13 protein-coding genes are annotated in these 13,738 nt (G+C 61.0%); 6 read left to right on the plus strand and 7 right to left on the minus strand.

Annotation, left to right across the window (positions count from 1 at the left end; genetic code table 11):
• Nucleotides 1–28: 28 nt before the first annotated feature.
• Genes mksF through mksB form a run of 3 tightly spaced genes read right to left on the minus strand, consistent with a single transcriptional unit; the run spans nt 29 to nt 4,837 of the window.
• Nucleotides 29–2,869 carry an Mks condensin complex protein MksF gene (gene mksF, locus GDV60_RS04910; protein ID WP_029295833.1) on the minus strand — a complete coding sequence of 947 codons (2,841 nt, stop codon included), beginning with the start codon at nt 2,867–2,869 and terminating at the stop codon, nt 29–31.
• Complete coding sequence (gene mksE, locus GDV60_RS04915) at nt 2,866–3,573, minus strand: Mks condensin complex protein MksE (protein WP_029295831.1); 708 nt, start codon at nt 3,571–3,573, stop codon at nt 2,866–2,868. Before mksE ends, mksF begins: the two co-directional genes overlap by 4 nt.
• Nucleotides 3,563–4,837, minus strand: a complete 1,275-nt coding sequence (mksB, locus tag GDV60_RS04920; RefSeq protein ID WP_070996414.1) for an Mks condensin complex protein MksB — start codon at nt 4,835–4,837, stop codon at nt 3,563–3,565. Before mksB ends, mksE begins: the two co-directional genes overlap by 11 nt.
• Nucleotides 4,838–5,065: 228 nt before the next feature.
• On the opposite strand from mksB, the gene GDV60_RS04925 reads away from it, so the two are divergent.
• Together GDV60_RS04925 and rimI are read left to right on the plus strand one after the other, a co-directional pair.
• A complete protein-coding gene (locus GDV60_RS04925) occupies nt 5,066–5,818 on the plus strand; it encodes an energy transducer TonB (RefSeq protein WP_159909185.1) in 753 nt (250 codons plus the stop codon).
• Nucleotides 5,811–6,263, plus strand: a complete 453-nt coding sequence (rimI, locus tag GDV60_RS04930) for a ribosomal protein S18-alanine N-acetyltransferase (protein WP_005784514.1) — start codon at nt 5,811–5,813, stop codon at nt 6,261–6,263. The genes GDV60_RS04925 and rimI overlap by 8 nt, the downstream gene beginning before the upstream one ends.
• Before the next feature lie 470 nt (nt 6,264–6,733).
• Here rimI and GDV60_RS04935 read toward each other — a convergent pair whose 3' ends face one another.
• On the minus strand, nt 6,734–7,138 hold the full coding sequence (locus tag GDV60_RS04935; protein WP_159906461.1) for a serine kinase/phosphatase: 405 nt from the start codon (nt 7,136–7,138) through the stop codon (nt 6,734–6,736).
• A 139-nt stretch (nt 7,139–7,277) separates the two neighbouring features.
• Between GDV60_RS04935 and can the strand changes: the two genes are divergently transcribed.
• A complete protein-coding gene (gene can, locus GDV60_RS04940) occupies nt 7,278–7,922 on the plus strand; it encodes a carbonate dehydratase (protein WP_029295821.1) in 645 nt (214 codons plus the stop codon).
• Here the strand turns inward: can and GDV60_RS04945 are convergent.
• Complete coding sequence (locus GDV60_RS04945) at nt 7,919–8,443, minus strand: SET domain-containing protein-lysine N-methyltransferase (RefSeq protein ID WP_092233417.1); 525 nt, start codon at nt 8,441–8,443, stop codon at nt 7,919–7,921. The genes can and GDV60_RS04945 overlap by 4 nt on opposite strands.
• A 169-nt stretch (nt 8,444–8,612) precedes the next feature.
• Nucleotides 8,613–9,782 (minus strand): hypothetical protein, encoded by a 1,170-nt coding sequence (locus GDV60_RS04950; protein WP_092233420.1) that lies wholly within the window; start codon nt 9,780–9,782, stop codon nt 8,613–8,615.
• Nucleotides 9,783–10,044: 262 nt separating this feature from the next.
• Between GDV60_RS04950 and GDV60_RS04955 the strand changes: the two genes are divergently transcribed.
• Together GDV60_RS04955 and GDV60_RS04960 are read left to right on the plus strand one after the other, a co-directional pair.
• Entirely contained in the window at nt 10,045–10,335 is a 291-nt protein-coding gene (locus GDV60_RS04955; RefSeq protein WP_029295815.1) for a nucleotidyltransferase family protein, read from the plus strand.
• Nucleotides 10,332–10,673 (plus strand): DUF86 domain-containing protein, encoded by a 342-nt coding sequence (locus GDV60_RS04960; protein WP_159906463.1) that lies wholly within the window; start codon nt 10,332–10,334, stop codon nt 10,671–10,673. Before GDV60_RS04955 ends, GDV60_RS04960 begins: the two co-directional genes overlap by 4 nt.
• A gap of 37 nt (nt 10,674–10,710) precedes the next feature.
• Here the strand turns inward: GDV60_RS04960 and GDV60_RS04965 are convergent, their stop codons facing one another.
• A complete protein-coding gene (locus GDV60_RS04965) occupies nt 10,711–12,129 on the minus strand; it encodes a short-chain fatty acid transporter (protein ID WP_029295811.1) in 1,419 nt (472 codons plus the stop codon).
• A gap of 181 nt (nt 12,130–12,310) precedes the next feature.
• Here GDV60_RS04965 and GDV60_RS04970 point away from each other — a divergent pair, with 181 nt between their 5' ends.
• A complete protein-coding gene (locus GDV60_RS04970; RefSeq protein WP_159906464.1) occupies nt 12,311–13,594 on the plus strand; it encodes an MFS transporter in 1,284 nt (427 codons plus the stop codon).
• The last annotated feature ends 144 nt before the right edge of the window (nt 13,595–13,738 follow it).

The following is a 13,738-nucleotide window of genomic DNA, read 5'->3' on the forward strand; positions in this document are numbered from 1 at the left end:
GGCCTTTTTATTGCTTCACAGGGGCTGGTCAGACCTCATCCAACTCCGGCTCGTCCGCCTGCACATTCACCGTTGCCTTCACCACATCATGGCGACGGATGTACTTCCAGTCCGCCTCATCGATGTAGATCCCGTTCGGCCCGCTGCCGCCTTCCAGGTCGATCGCCACCTGGGCGGAAACCTGCGGCTTCACACTGGCCAGGATCGGCACGAAGCCCAGTTGCAGGCTGGTTTCCAGCAGGGCTGCCTGGTTCTTCTCGTCGATATCCGCTGCCTCATCAAGGTAGTACGGCAGGCGCACACGACCGGCCTGGTCGCGGTCCATCAAGTGCAGCAACAAGTACATGTTGGTCAGCGCCTTGATGGTCATGGTGGTGCCGTTGGACGCGGCACCATCGATGTCGGTGTGAATCACCGGCTGGCCATTGACCTTGGTGATCTCGAACGCCAACTCGAACAGATCCTTGAGCCCCAACTGGTTATGGTTGGCGGCGACCAGGCGCGCCAGGTATTCCTTGGCCTCTTCGTTCTTGTTGTCCTGCTCGGCGCTTTGGCTGAGGTCGAACACCGACAGGGTCTCGCCTTCCTCATACTGACCAGCGCTGTGGATGATCTGGTCGATATGCTTGAGCGCTTCCTTGTTTGGCGCGAGCACAATGCGGAAGCTTTGCAGGTTCGACACCTGGCGCTTGTTGATCTCTCGGTTGAACAGCGCCAACTGGTGCTCAAGGCTGTCGTAGTCGCTGCGGATATTGCGCAGGGTCCGCGCGATATCCGTCACCGCCGCACGGCGTGCCTTGCCCAGGGTCAGGGCTTCGTCGGTACGGTGTGCGTACGCGTTGATCAACAGGTGCAGGCGACGCTCCATATCGTCTTCGCTGTCGAACTTGGCCACGCCCTTGAGGCGCACCTGGGCATACAACGCCTCGATCTGGCCATCGGCGCGCAGCAAACCCTGCCAGCTGTCCTGATAGTCGTTGAGCAGTGGCAGCAGGTTGTCCATGGAGTCGTCGACCGGGTCCATGAACGGTGTGCCGAACGGCAAGTCAGCCGGCAACAACTGGCGACGGCGCAGCGCGTCATCCAAAGTGCGTTGCTTGGCTTCCATATCGCCGATTTGCCGGCCGACCAGCTGCAACTTGGCCGACAGCTGTTGCACGCGTTCGGTAAACGCATCGCTGGAGCGCTTCAACTCGTCCTGCGCGGCTTCCATCTGCGCCAGGTGCTCCAGTTTTTCGCCTTCCTCGGCGCTCAGGGTCTGGCTGCGACGGAAGTCTTCCAGGGCTTTCTGCGCATCCAGTACTTGCTGGTACAGCGCTTCAGTCTGGGTTTTGCTCGCCGCCCGGTCAGACGCTACCGCCTGCTGGGTTTTGAGTTGCTTGAGTTCTTTTTCCAGGCGCTCTTTCTGGTCGCGCAATGCCGCACGATCCGCCAGGGCTTGCAGGGCAGGTGGCTCGATATGCGAGATGTCGATGGACAGCCCCGGCACTTCAAAGCGCTCGCCAGTGAAGCCATCAAGGATCAGCTCCAGGGATTTTACCCACTGGCCGTCTTCATCCAGGGTGATGCCATGTTCGCCCAGCGGCAGGCTGAACAGCGAACTGTTGAACAGGCGCATCAGACGCTCGACGTCTTGCTGTGAGAATTCTTCCCGCAGTTTGGCGTAGCTGTTGTTGTCGGCGTGATCGAGTTGCTGCTTGACCGACTTCAGGCGTTTTTCCAGGTCGCGCAGGCGCTCATCCAGATCCTCGGCGCTGAACTGTCGCGACTGCGCCAGGGCGCCGGCCAGTTCGTCGTGCGCATCCTTGGCCGCCAGCAGTTGCTGCTCCAGGACCTTGACGTCATCCACCAGCGCAAAGCGATGCTTGAGCACCGACAACTCGCCCAACCAGCGCTGGATACCGCTGATTTCCCGCTCCAGGCGCATCAATTCCTGGGTGCCACCGCGCTGATCGTTCTGCAGCGCATCCTGCTCGTTGCGGTAGTGTTCGGCCTGGATTGTCAGCTCTTCCTTGCGCGCACTGGCATAGTCCGACCAGGTGCCCAGCAACGAATCGAGCAACGGCGACAAGCGATGTAGCTTGCCACGCAGGACGTCGCGCTGTTTCACGCCATTGGCCAAGGCTTCGACCAGGGGGCCGGCGGCGACCAGGGAGTTGTAGTCCTGCTCCATGCGCCGCACATCGCGGAAGGCTTCTTCGCACGCGGCGATGTAATCCACGCTGCCAGAGCGCAGGCTGTGCTCGAACGCATCGAGGAACAGCTGCTTGAGCTTGGCCGCAGTGATTTCGCGCATGTGCAGCAGGTTGATAAACAGTGCGCGGAAGGTCTTCAGGCTTTGCTCGCTGGTGGAGCGCAGCGGAATGAGGGTCAGGTCCAGCGGGATCGAAGTATGGCCACCCACCAGCAAACGTCGCAGTTCATCGGGCTTGAGCTCATAGGCTTTCAGGCCTTCGCGCTCAAGGTTGGTGAACAGCTCTTTCTGGCGCAGGCAGGTGTCATTCTTCTGATAGTGGGCCAGGTCCAGCTTGCCGGCGTAGGCAAAGAACTGGTGACCGAAACCGCCGCCCGGGCCGCGGCCGACCACGCCGATTACGTGGGGGCCATGGGGCAGGGACACTTCGACGAGGATGTAGCTGGTGTCGGTGGCAAAGTAGAAGCGTCGCGACTGTTCCAGGGTGTACTTGCCGAAGCTCATGTCCGACATACGCGCCAGGATCGGGAACTGCAAGGCGTTGATCGAAGCCGATTTACCGAGGTTGTTCGCGCCATACACCGACAGCGGCTCTTCCAGTGGGAACAGGCCCAGGCTGTAGCCGGCGGTATTCAATAGGGCGAAGCGGCGAATGCCGTAGCGTTCCTTGCTCATGCATCGGTCTCCTGTTCTTCGGCAATGGCGCGGGCCAGGGCGTCTTCCTCGCTTTGTGTTTCAAACTCGCTGAGGTCCAGCGGGTCATCGGTCTGCAGCAGTTTTTCATCGCTGTCTTCGTCGATGATCACCGGCGCCGGCAACGGCAGCACGCTGTGCACACTGGCCGCCAGGTCGCGGTCGGCCTGGACCGACAGGCACACGTCGAGGAAACGGTGCATTGGCGGCAGGAACCGGTAGACGCCGTTATCTTCACTGGCAAAGCCGAGCTGGGTCATGCGGCGCATGATTTTTTCTTCCAGTTCTTCCTGGGTCTGCACTTCGGCCTGGATAAACAGGTCGCGGTATTTCTCCAGCAAGGAGGGCAACTCATCGCGGCCCAGGCTGCCACCATCCAGCACGGCAATCGGGTCGCGGCCCTGGTCGGCCAGGTGCTCGACGATGATGAAGGTGAACAGTGCCAGGCGCTGTGCGGTCTTGTTCACCTGCGCGGCGGCTACGGCGGTGTCCGGCACGAAGTAGTAGAAACCACGGGTATCGCACACCAGCTCAAAGCCCAGGGCCTTGAACAGCGTGCGGTACTGGTCCTGGAAGTTCGACAGTTGCGCGTACAACTCTGGGTCGCGGCGGCTGACGTGGTAACCCTTGAACAACTCGCGAAAGATCGGCGCCAGTTGGGACAGTTCGGATAGATCAAGATGCATGAGGTGTGCTCGCAGAGTGCTCGGCCGCGTCGCTGGCCGGGAGCAGGGCGAATGAGCGCAGGCTGACCTGGTGCTCGTGAGTATGGTAATCCTGGCGTTCCAGGCGCTCGCGCTTGAAACGCTTCTCCCGCGACAGGCGCGAGAACCAGTACAGCAATTCGTCGGTGGCACCGTCCGGTTCCTGCTCCAGCAGCCAGGTCATCAGGTCCGGCATCGGCAGGGCGTCTTCGCAACGCTCCAGCATCTCCTTGACCGTACGCGGCGCACGCTGGGCTTCGCCCTTGTGGGATTTGTGCGCCTTGGGGAAGCGCGCCGGTTTAGGTTCGAAGTTCGCCAGGGCATACACGTAGGCCTCGACCTGGCTGGCACTGCCCAGGAAGGTACTTTGCGGCCGGGTAAACATCGGCATCGCCGCTTGCGGCACCGCGTCCAGGCCCTTGCGCCGGATTGCCGACAGGGCCAGCGCCGCGCCACGGGTCACCGCGTTGTGCCGGCGTGCTTCTTCACGCAGCGGCAGCAGCAGTTCGCGGGCGTGACGCAAGGTCAACTGGGCGCTGGTCTGCATTTCGAGGATGCGCGCGTGGGTGCGCAGCAACATGTCGTCATCCACCAGGTGGCCCAGGCGCTGCTGCTCGGTGAGCATGCGCAGCAGCACGTTCTCCACCTTGCGTACGCCTTGCTCGAAGGCGCCGTCGGCGTTCACCAGTTGAATCATCGGTTCGACGTACTCATCCCAGGTCGCCAGGACCTCGGCATAGCGCTGGCGCAACGGGATCTGTCGGTCGCTGGTCTTGGCGCGGTCGGCCACGGCAGCGAGGGCCTGTTCGTCGTTGGCGAGTTTTTTCAGCACGTCACGCACGCGCATGTCCAACAACCGCAGTTGGCGGGCCAGGTCATGGCCGTCGCGGATGTCGAAGGCGTCCTGGATATAGCCGGCCAGGCGCTCGAGATGGCGCAGGTAGGCTTCGATTTCCAGGCACAGGCCTAGCCGGTGCTCCTTGCGAAGATAGGCCAGGAAGTCATGGATCTGCGCATTGAGCTCGAAACGGTTCGGGCTTTTGGCGACAGGCACCAGGATATCCAGGCGAATCCACACGTCCAGCAGGCTGGTGATGTCCTGTGGCGTGCTGTCCAGTTGTTGGGCGGCCAGTTGCGCGCGCAGTTCGCCAAGGCTCAGGGTGCCTTGGTCGAAGTGTTCGCACAGTGGCTCAAGCAGGGCCCAGTGTTCGGCGAGGGCGCGCAAGACGCGCTTGGGTTCGATCATCGGAATGGCCGGCTGGTTGGCGATTAAAAGCGGCGATTGTACTGCATCAGGCGCGGGATTTATCCACAGCCGGTCAGGGCGCCTTCGCGATGGAGGGTCAGGAATGCAGAGAAAAGCATCAACGGTGGGCGATCGTTGCCGAAGGGCGGTAGAATCTGCGCTCTTTAGTTATCCACAAGTGGCCGAGCCTTGCTTATCGAGTCCCGACGTCGCGCTTACTTGACCGCCATGCAGGTGGTCAACTGGCTGCCGCGCACCGAATTGCCCTTTGCCGCCCCGTCGCGGCCCGAACTGCTGCAAGCGCTGGAACCGTTCGAGCCGTTCGCTGCCTCGGGCGAAGAAGCGGCGGCGCCGGTTGCGGTAGTCAAGCCCGCGGCTGAAGCGTCCGTGCGGCCATCGGAGCGGGTCAAGATCGAAGTGCCGCGCCCATCAATGGCGCCCAAGGTCGCCGCAGTGGCCGAAGATGCCCCGGCGTCGGTCGCCAAGGCCCCGGTCGTACCGCCACCGCGTTTTGCCTTGCAACTGCTGCGGGCCGGGCGCTGTTTGTTGTTGGTGGAGTTGCCGACCGGCGAGCGTTTCCAGGCCCGCGATCCTGCCTATCTGCTGCTCAAGGACATGCTGCGCGCCGCCGGCCTGCCCGACAGCCCGCAGATCGTCGGCGAGCCCGTGCGCTGGCCGCTGCTGGTGCGCGGCAATATGGACCAGGGCCCGGACGCCGCGCGTGACTTCGTGCAGGGGTTTGTCTCGGCCCGCCTGGAAGACGAACCCTGCGTATGCCTGTGGCTGATCGGCCTGCCCGCCGTGCGGTTTGCCGGTGAGGCGAATGCCGAGGCCTGGTACCGCGAGCTGCAGGTCGAAGGCCTGGGTTCGGTGTGGGCCTTGCCGGGCCTGGAATTATTAATGGAAGAGCCACAGCGTAAGGCTGATGTCTGGCAAGCCATGCGCCGGCTGATGGCGCGCTGGAAAACAACCGATGAGTGAGGCTTTATCCTTTCGCCCGATGACCGAGGCTGACCTCGACGCGGTGCTTAAAATCGAATACGCGGCGTTCAGCCACCCCTGGACCCGTGGCATCTTTCTCGACGGGCTGGGCAAGTACCAGATCTGGCTGATGTTCGAAGGCGAGCAGCAGGTGGGCCACGGTGTAGTGCAGATCATCCTCGATGAAGCGCATTTGCTGAACATCACCGTCAAACCGGAAAACCAGGGCCGCGGTCTGGGCTTGGCGTTGCTGGAACACCTGATGTCCCGTGCCTATGCCGCCAGCGCCCGGGAATGCTTCCTCGAAGTGCGCGACAGCAATACCGGCGCATTTCGCCTGTATGAACGCTATGGGTTCAACGAAATCGGCCGTCGCCGCGATTACTACCCTGCCGTCGGTGGTCGCGAAGACGCCGTCGTCATGGCCTGCACCCTGGTCGACTAAACACCCAACCCCCCTGTAGGCGCTGGCTTGCCAGCGATAGCGGTATTGAGTTCACCATCGCTATCGCAGCATAGGTATCTACACAACTATCTTCTTGGTGTGTGTGCATATCCGTTGCTGCGGTCACGGCGGCTAATGGTTCCGCCCTGACGGCGGGTCACTTTCGAAGAGCGCGAAAGTAACCAAAGCGCTCTTGCCCCACCACTCGGTGCCTCGCCTAGGCTCGGCATGCCCGCAGTCAGGCATTGCTCCGTGGGCCCGCCGCGATCGGCCATCCATGGCCGTGTCGCGGCTACCCCGGCATCCATGCCGGGGTGCCCACTGCGCAATACCTGCCTGCGGCCATCGTGGTTTGACGGGGCGCACAAGATCAAAAGCCAGATCAAAAACAGAGCAACAGCACCGCCAGAGCGCGCAGTTGCATTCCCCTGTGGGAGCAGGCAAGCCAGCTCCTGCAAGGGCCAGGTGTGTCAGCGGTTGCCGTCTATCGGGTCAATATCGGCCAGCTCAGCCTCATCCAGGCCATTGCCGCCGCCAATCTCATCTTCATCGACGATACTCAGGTCCCAATCGGCCTGTTCGCCTTCACCTTCTTCCCGGGCATCTCGCGCGCCATCTTCATGGATCAGGGTTTCGGGGCTCATATCATCATCCGTGGGCTCGTGATCCGCCGTCGAAGCCCCCGTCATCCCGGCCTCGCGCACCCGTTCGTCGGGCATCAGGTGCTCGCGTTCACCTCGGGGGATCTCATCGCCGATTTCCGCCGTCGGCTCCTCCTCGTCAAAATCCAGCTCGCGCATCGAGCCCATGCGATCTTCGTTGTCATCAATCGGTGCAGGCGTCGGGGCGCCGTACGGACGTCGTGATTGCGTCATGGCCAATCCTCATACTGTGGGGCTTATAGTGTGTGGACAGGCACAGCCTCCCAAAGATTCAAGCTAATTTGCGTGCGGCGTGACCTGGGCGAGCGGTTGTCAGTCACAAAACTGCGCATCATTCCTGAGGCTTTCCCTGATGAACGAACTACAAGACCTGCTTGATAACAACGAACGCTGGGCGGATGCGATCAAACAGGAAGATCCCGAATTCTTCGCCAAGCTCGCCCGCCAGCAGACCCCGGAATACCTGTGGATCGGCTGTTCGGACGCCCGGGTGCCGGCCAACGAGATCGTCGGCATGCTGCCTGGCGACCTGTTTGTGCACCGCAATGTGGCCAACGTGGTGCTGCACACCGACCTTAACTGCCTGTCGGTGATCCAGTACGCGGTGGATGTGCTCAAGGTCAAACATATCCTGGTCACCGGCCACTATGGTTGCGGCGGCGTACGTGCCTCGATGCAGGATCGCCAGTTTGGCCTGATCGACGGTTGGCTGCGCTCGATCCGCGACCTGTACTACGAGAACCGCGAAGTGCTGGCCCAGTTGCCCACCGAAGAAGAACGCGTTGATCGCCTGTGTGAACTCAACGTCATCCAGCAAGTGGCCAACGTCGGTCACACCAGCATTGTGCAGAACGCCTGGCACCGCGGGCAGAGCCTGTCGATCCACGGTTGCATCTACGGCATCAAGGACGGCCGCTGGAAAAGCCTCAACGCCACCATCACCGGGTTCGAGCAACTGCCGCCGCAGTACCGCCTGCGCCCGATTGAGGCGATTTAATAGCGTTTGCGTTGGCGCCACTGTTCCATGAACAGTTGGCCCTGCGGGTTCAGCGGCTCTTTTGCGCCGGTGATCCAGCCGCGGCAGTTACCGGCACCGCAGCGGCAAGCGAACTGGCGGAACAGCACATCTTCGGTGGTGGCGTAATCCATCGTCAGCAGCGTGCCGGGGCGAATGGCCTGGATCGACCATAGCTCCAGTTCGCTGATGTCGAGAAACACATTCGGATCGCACGAATGCAGGAGCAGGCCGCTGAACCACGGGTCGTACAAGTGGATACGTGACGATATCTGCAGCGTGTGCAAGTGCCGTTCGCCCAATGCGTACCCGGAAATCTTCGCAATACGTATACGGCTGTCGAAGGCGACGCGGGTTTTGATGCCGGTTCCGCGACCATTGCGGGTGCTTACGACTTCGAACTGTCGGGGCGAGGGGTAACCTTTTTTGGCCAGCAGGTTGGCGAAGGGATAAATACAGTCGATCGCATCAGCCGGCGCATCTTCCATGACTTGGGTTTTCATAGCATTCCTTGTCGGGCTGCATCGACCTCCTGGTGTTGATATGACTGCCAGTCTTGCAGCAAGTGGGCACGTTCCAAGGTTTACGCAAGTTGCAGCCGATATCTACTGTCAAATCTGACAGTAGATATCGGCTTTTTTTTGCGTAAGCCAAAACGGATAAGCCGGATGCTCAAAGGGCGGGGGCGGGTACAGAGGCTTCTGGCAGCGGGCTTTTCAGGCGCTTGAGCTGCGTCTTGATGGTGGCGGTGGCGCATTTTTCCCTGGCGTGGTCGGCGGACAGTTCGCGAATCGAGGTGTAGAACAGCTCGCAAGTCTGTTCCTTGCGCGTGACCTGCCAGGTATTCATGCAGCCTTTGAGCAACACGTTGGGATCGCTGGCCGGCTTCTGGCCCATGCCGGCCTGCCAGCACGCTGCGCTCAAGTCCTGGCCCATGACTTTCAGGCCGGCGTCGTCGGCCTTCTGTTCATCACCGTCGTAGCTGTCCGGGTTGGCGGCGTACCAGATGTAACTGGGGTGATTGGCCCCCAATACGGCGACGCTACTGCCCTCGGCCGGGCTTATCTGCCCCAGGCCCAATACGCCAAGGGTTTGCCCGTACTGTTGCTGGATCCAACTGCGAACGGGGGCGCCGAAGGCGACCATTGGCAATGAGCCGCTGGGATGCAGGCTCAGCTCCCGGACAATCCGCGTCTGGTACTCGGTGAAATAGCCATACACGCCTTCCAGGTCCTTGCCGGCCGTGGAGGGCGCGGCTATCGGCGCAATGTCGATGATGGTCTGGTACTCCGGGGTCTGGGCCGCCGCTATGCCATTGGCGGTCAGTAATGTGGCCCAACGGTCAGTCGTGGCCGACTCCAGATAGTCCTGGTAATGGGTCAGGGAGTAGTCGGGCGGAAAATGCATCAACTCGATGCTCTTGCGGTTTTCCAAGGCCATGCCCAACGGCAGGAACAGGTACCAGCTAAATTGCCACTTGCCATCATGGTTCAGCCGGTGGGCCCCGTCATAGGCCAGGTCGGCGGTGTCCAACAATGCGGTCAAGGGCTGGCCATACCCATCGGGTACCCCGGTAAAGTGGGCGCGGACCTGGTCCTGCTGGGTTTTCACACTGACCCTGGCCCGACTGTAGCCGTCGCGGTGCAGGCTCTGGGTCAGGTAGTGCTCGACTGTCTGTTCCAGCGTCAGCGGCCGAAAGCAGATCACACTGCAATTATTGGGGTAGGCGAACAATTGCCTGACCCGTTGCACGGTGCCCAGGTCAAGCTCGACATCGGCGTGTACGACCGTGCTCACAGTCAGTGCGACAAAGGTGAAGGACAGCCTGGTCAGTTTAAACATGCGTGTTTCCTTGTCAGCTAAAGCCCGTCTGCGCGGGATGAATGCCCACCCTCACACAGTAGCGGCTGACCGGGAAAATGCGTCGGGAAATGCGTTTTTTTGCGGGGCGCATACAAGCGGCCTGGTGCATGAGGTGCAACTTTTTCCACATTGCTTGCCATGGAGTTGACGCAGCGTCTGCTGCCAGGGAGTGACGCGAGCATGCGAATCCATTCGCGGCACTGCTAGACTGGCCTGATCTTGCATGTCGTCGAGGTGAATCATGAAACCTTCAATAGCCCTTGATCTTAAGAGAGCTGCCGTGCGTGAAGTGGTCGGGCGCTTTCACATTTCTAATCCAAGAGTCTTTGGTTCGGTTTTGCTGGGTACAGATAAAGAGGGCAGCGATCTTGATTTATTGGTCGATGCCCCTCCTGGGACCACACTGTTTGACCTCGGTGGGCTTCAGGACGAGTTGCAGGACCTGTTGGGCGTCAACGTTGATCTGCTGACGCCTGGCGACTTGCCACTGAAGTTTCGTGCACAGGTATTGGCCGAGGCTCGGCCAGTATGACAAAACGTCTTGGAGACTACTTGGGTCACATGCGCCAAGCGTCATCCGACGCGATTATCTTTGTCGAAGGCCTGAGTAAATCGGAGTTCTTTGAGGACAAGCGTACTCAGCAGGCGGTGATCATGAGTTTGATCATCATCGGCGAAGCGTCGACCAAAATAATGGACCAATACCCAGATTTTACGGCAGGTCAGCCACAAGTACCTTGGCGCAGCATGCGCGGGATGCGTAACCGAATCGCACATGGATATTTTGAAATAAACCTTGAGGTGGTATGGGATACCGTTCAGCACGCACTGCCGGCGTTGTTGAACCAATTGTCCGACACTCCAACCTGACCGCACCCGTCGTAACGACAGGTGCGGTTCTCAACGATTAAGGCATCACAGGCGGCATGTACTTCAACGTCGTCCCCAACGCCCACAGCAAAAACAGCACCAACGGCGTGTGCACCAGCAACTGCACAAACGAGAAGCCAATCAGGTCCCGCGCCTTGAGCCCCAGCACACCGAGCAGCGGTAGCATGTAGAACGGGTTGATCAGGTTCGGCAGCGCCTCGGCGGCGTTGTAGATCTGCACGGCCCAGCCCAGGTGATATTGCAGGTCATTGGCCACCTGCATCACATACGGCGCCTCGATGATCCACTTGCCACCGCCCGATGGGATAAAGAACCCCAGTACCGCCGAATACACGCCCATCAGCAGCGCATAGGTGTCGTGTGAAGCGATGGAGGTGAAGAAGGTCGAGATATGGTGGGCCAGGGTCTGGCCATCGCCGCCCTTGACCACGGTCATCAGCGCCGCGATGGAGCCATACAGCGGGAACTGGATCAACACCCCGGTGGTGGTCGGCACCGCGCGGGCCACGGCATCGAGGAAGCTGCGCGGGCGCCAGTGCAGCAAGGCGCCGACCATGATGAACAGGAAGTTATAGGTGTTGAGCCCCGAGATAGCGCTGATCGCAGGTTTGGTCGAGAACTCATGGAACAGCCAGCCGGCAGCCAGCAGCGCCAGCAAAATGGTGAGCAAGGGGCTGTGTTCCAGCCATTCTCCCGGACGGCTTGGTGGCTGTGGCTTGGGCAGGTTGAATGCCGGGTCCACACCGCAGGCCTTGGCGTCACGCGCCGAGTTGGGGCCCGGTGCGGTGACGTAGGCGATGACCAACGACACCACGATCAGCGCCAGCAACAGCACGCCCGATTGCCACAAAAAGATCGTATCGGTGAAGGGAATAGTGCCGGTGATCGCCAGGATCGACGGCGGCAAGCTGGCCGGGTTGGCCTGCAGTTGCGCGGCCGATGACGACAACCCCAGCGCCCACACGGCACCCAGGCCCAGATAGGCCGCCGCGCCGGCAGCGCGATAGTCCATGCGCAAATCCGTGCGGCGGGCCAGCGCCCGCACCAGCAACCCGCCGAACACCAGGGACAGGCCCCAGTTGAGCAGCGAGGCAACCATCGAGATCAACGCCACCCACGCCACGGCCGAGCGGCCGTTTTTCGGGATGCGCGCCAGGCGGTCGATCAACTTCACGGCAGGCGGCGAGCTGGCGACCACATAGCCACCAATCACCACGAAGGCCATTTGCATGGTGAACGGTATCAGGCTCCAGAAACCGTCGCCAAAGGCCTTGGCGGCGTCGGTGGGCGCTGCACCCATGCCCAGCGCGGCCACGGCGACAATGATCACGGCGAGGGCGGCAAATACCCAGGAGTCAGGAAACCAGCGTTCGGCAAAGTTCGAGCAACGCAGGGCAAAGCGGGCGTAGCGGCTTTCTTCGATAGGATCGGCCACGTTATTTACCTCTTGTATTTATTATGGGGCGGATTGCGGGCATCTTGGCCCACGGCCATTTATTTGGGAATGTTGTTATTTTCATGGATCAATGAGTAAACCGAATATATCCGCTGCGATTGCCAGGATCCGGCCCAGCTCATAACCTGCACGCCATTTTGTCTGTCTGCCGAGCTTCTCCATGACTGCCACCGCTTATCCACAGGCGCAGCGCTTTTCCCGCTCCGACTATAAAACCCTGGGCCTGGCCGCCCTGGGCGGTGCCCTGGAAATCTACGACTTCATCATTTTCGTATTTTTCGCCCTGACCCTGAGCCAGTTGTTCTTCCCCCCGGAAATGCCCGAATGGCTGCGCCTGCTGCAGAGTTTCGGAATTTTCGTCACCGGCTACCTGGCGCGGCCGCTGGGCGGCATCCTGATGGCGCACTTCGCCGATCACCTGGGGCGCAAGCGGGTGTTCAGCCTGAGCATCCTGATGATGGCCTTGCCGTGCCTACTGATCGGGATCATGCCGACCTACGCGCAAATCGGCTATTTCGCACCGCTGATCCTACTGGCGCTGCGGGTCTTGCAGGGCGCCGCGGTGGGCGGCGAAGTGCCCAGCGCCTGGGTCTTTGTCGCTGAGCACGCGCCGGCCAACCATCGCGGTTATGCCTTGGGGTTCCTGCAAGCCGGGCTGACCTTCGGTTACCTGCTGGGGGCATTGACGGCGACCTTGCTGGCGCAGATGTTCACCGCTGAACAAATCCTCGATTACGCCTGGCGCTTTCCGTTTCTATTGGGCGGTGTGTTTGGTGTGATCGGTGTCTGGCTACGCCGCTGGCTCAGTGAAACCCCGGTGTTCCTGGCCATGCAGGCGCGCCGCCAGGCCGACGCCGAACTGCCGCTGCGCACGGTGTTGCGCGACCATCGCCAGGCATTGTTGCCGGCCATGTTGCTGACCTGTGTGCTCACCTCGGCGGTGGTGGTGTTGGTGGTAATCACGCCAACCATGATGCAGAAAACCTTCGGCATGAGCCCCAGCCACACCTTCGCCCTGAGTGCATTGGGCATCGTCTTCCTGAATATCGGTTGCGTATTGGCGGGCCTGTTGGTGGATCGCATCGGCGCCTGGCGCGCGGTGCTGGTCTACAGCCTGCTGCTGCCGGTGGGCATCGCCGTGCTTTACGCCAGCCTGATTGCCGGCGGCGTGTGGCTGGGCGCGGCCTATGCCATTGCCGGGTTGAGTTGCGGGGTGGTGGGCGCGGTGCCTTCGGTGATGGTCAGCCTGTTCCCGGCGCCGGTGCGGGTGTCGGGGATTTCGTTTACCTACAACATTGCCTACGCGCTGTGGGCGAGTACCACGCCGTTGATGCTGATTGCATTGATGCCCACCAGCCCATGGATTTGCGTTTTTTATTGCATGGCGATGGGCGCGGTCGGCGTGGCCAGTGCCGTGCGGTTTGCCAATCGACCGGTTTTTTAAAGCCACTGCCTTACAAATGTGGGAGCGGGCTTGCTCGCGAAAGCGGTGTGTCAGTCGGCACATGCATCAACTGACAGGCTGCTTTCGCGAGCAAGCCCGCTCCCACAGGGGCAGTCCATAACGAAGGCCAGGGTTTAGCCAGGA

It is taken from the genome of Pseudomonas sp. DTU12.1 (genome assembly GCF_009873475.1).
GTDB lineage: Bacteria > Pseudomonadota > Gammaproteobacteria > Pseudomonadales > Pseudomonadaceae > Aquipseudomonas > Aquipseudomonas proteolytica.

Excerpts from the sequence above, each read along its gene's own strand:
- can (WP_029295821.1), top strand. The coding sequence starts at position 7,278 with ATGAACGAACTACAAGACCTGCTTGATAACAACGAACGCTGGGCGGAT.
- GDV60_RS04970 (WP_159906464.1), top strand. The coding sequence starts at position 12,311 with ATGACTGCCACCGCTTATCCACAGGCGCAGCGCTTTTCCCGCTCCGAC.
- GDV60_RS04960 (WP_159906463.1), top strand. The coding sequence starts at position 10,332 with ATGACAAAACGTCTTGGAGACTACTTGGGTCACATGCGCCAAGCGTCA.
- GDV60_RS04925 (WP_159909185.1), top strand. The coding sequence starts at position 5,066 with ATGCAGGTGGTCAACTGGCTGCCGCGCACCGAATTGCCCTTTGCCGCC.
- GDV60_RS04950 (WP_092233420.1), bottom strand. The coding sequence starts at position 9,782 with ATGTTTAAACTGACCAGGCTGTCCTTCACCTTTGTCGCACTGACTGTG.
- GDV60_RS04945 (WP_092233417.1), bottom strand. The coding sequence starts at position 8,443 with ATGAAAACCCAAGTCATGGAAGATGCGCCGGCTGATGCGATCGACTGT.
- mksF (WP_029295833.1), bottom strand. The coding sequence starts at position 2,869 with ATGAGCAAGGAACGCTACGGCATTCGCCGCTTCGCCCTATTGAATACC.
- mksE (WP_029295831.1), bottom strand. The coding sequence starts at position 3,573 with ATGCATCTTGATCTATCCGAACTGTCCCAACTGGCGCCGATCTTTCGC.
- rimI (WP_005784514.1), top strand. The coding sequence starts at position 5,811 with ATGAGTGAGGCTTTATCCTTTCGCCCGATGACCGAGGCTGACCTCGAC.
- GDV60_RS04955 (WP_029295815.1), top strand. The coding sequence starts at position 10,045 with ATGAAACCTTCAATAGCCCTTGATCTTAAGAGAGCTGCCGTGCGTGAA.
- mksB (WP_070996414.1), bottom strand. The coding sequence starts at position 4,837 with ATGATCGAACCCAAGCGCGTCTTGCGCGCCCTCGCCGAACACTGGGCC.
- GDV60_RS04935 (WP_159906461.1), bottom strand. The coding sequence starts at position 7,138 with ATGACGCAATCACGACGTCCGTACGGCGCCCCGACGCCTGCACCGATT.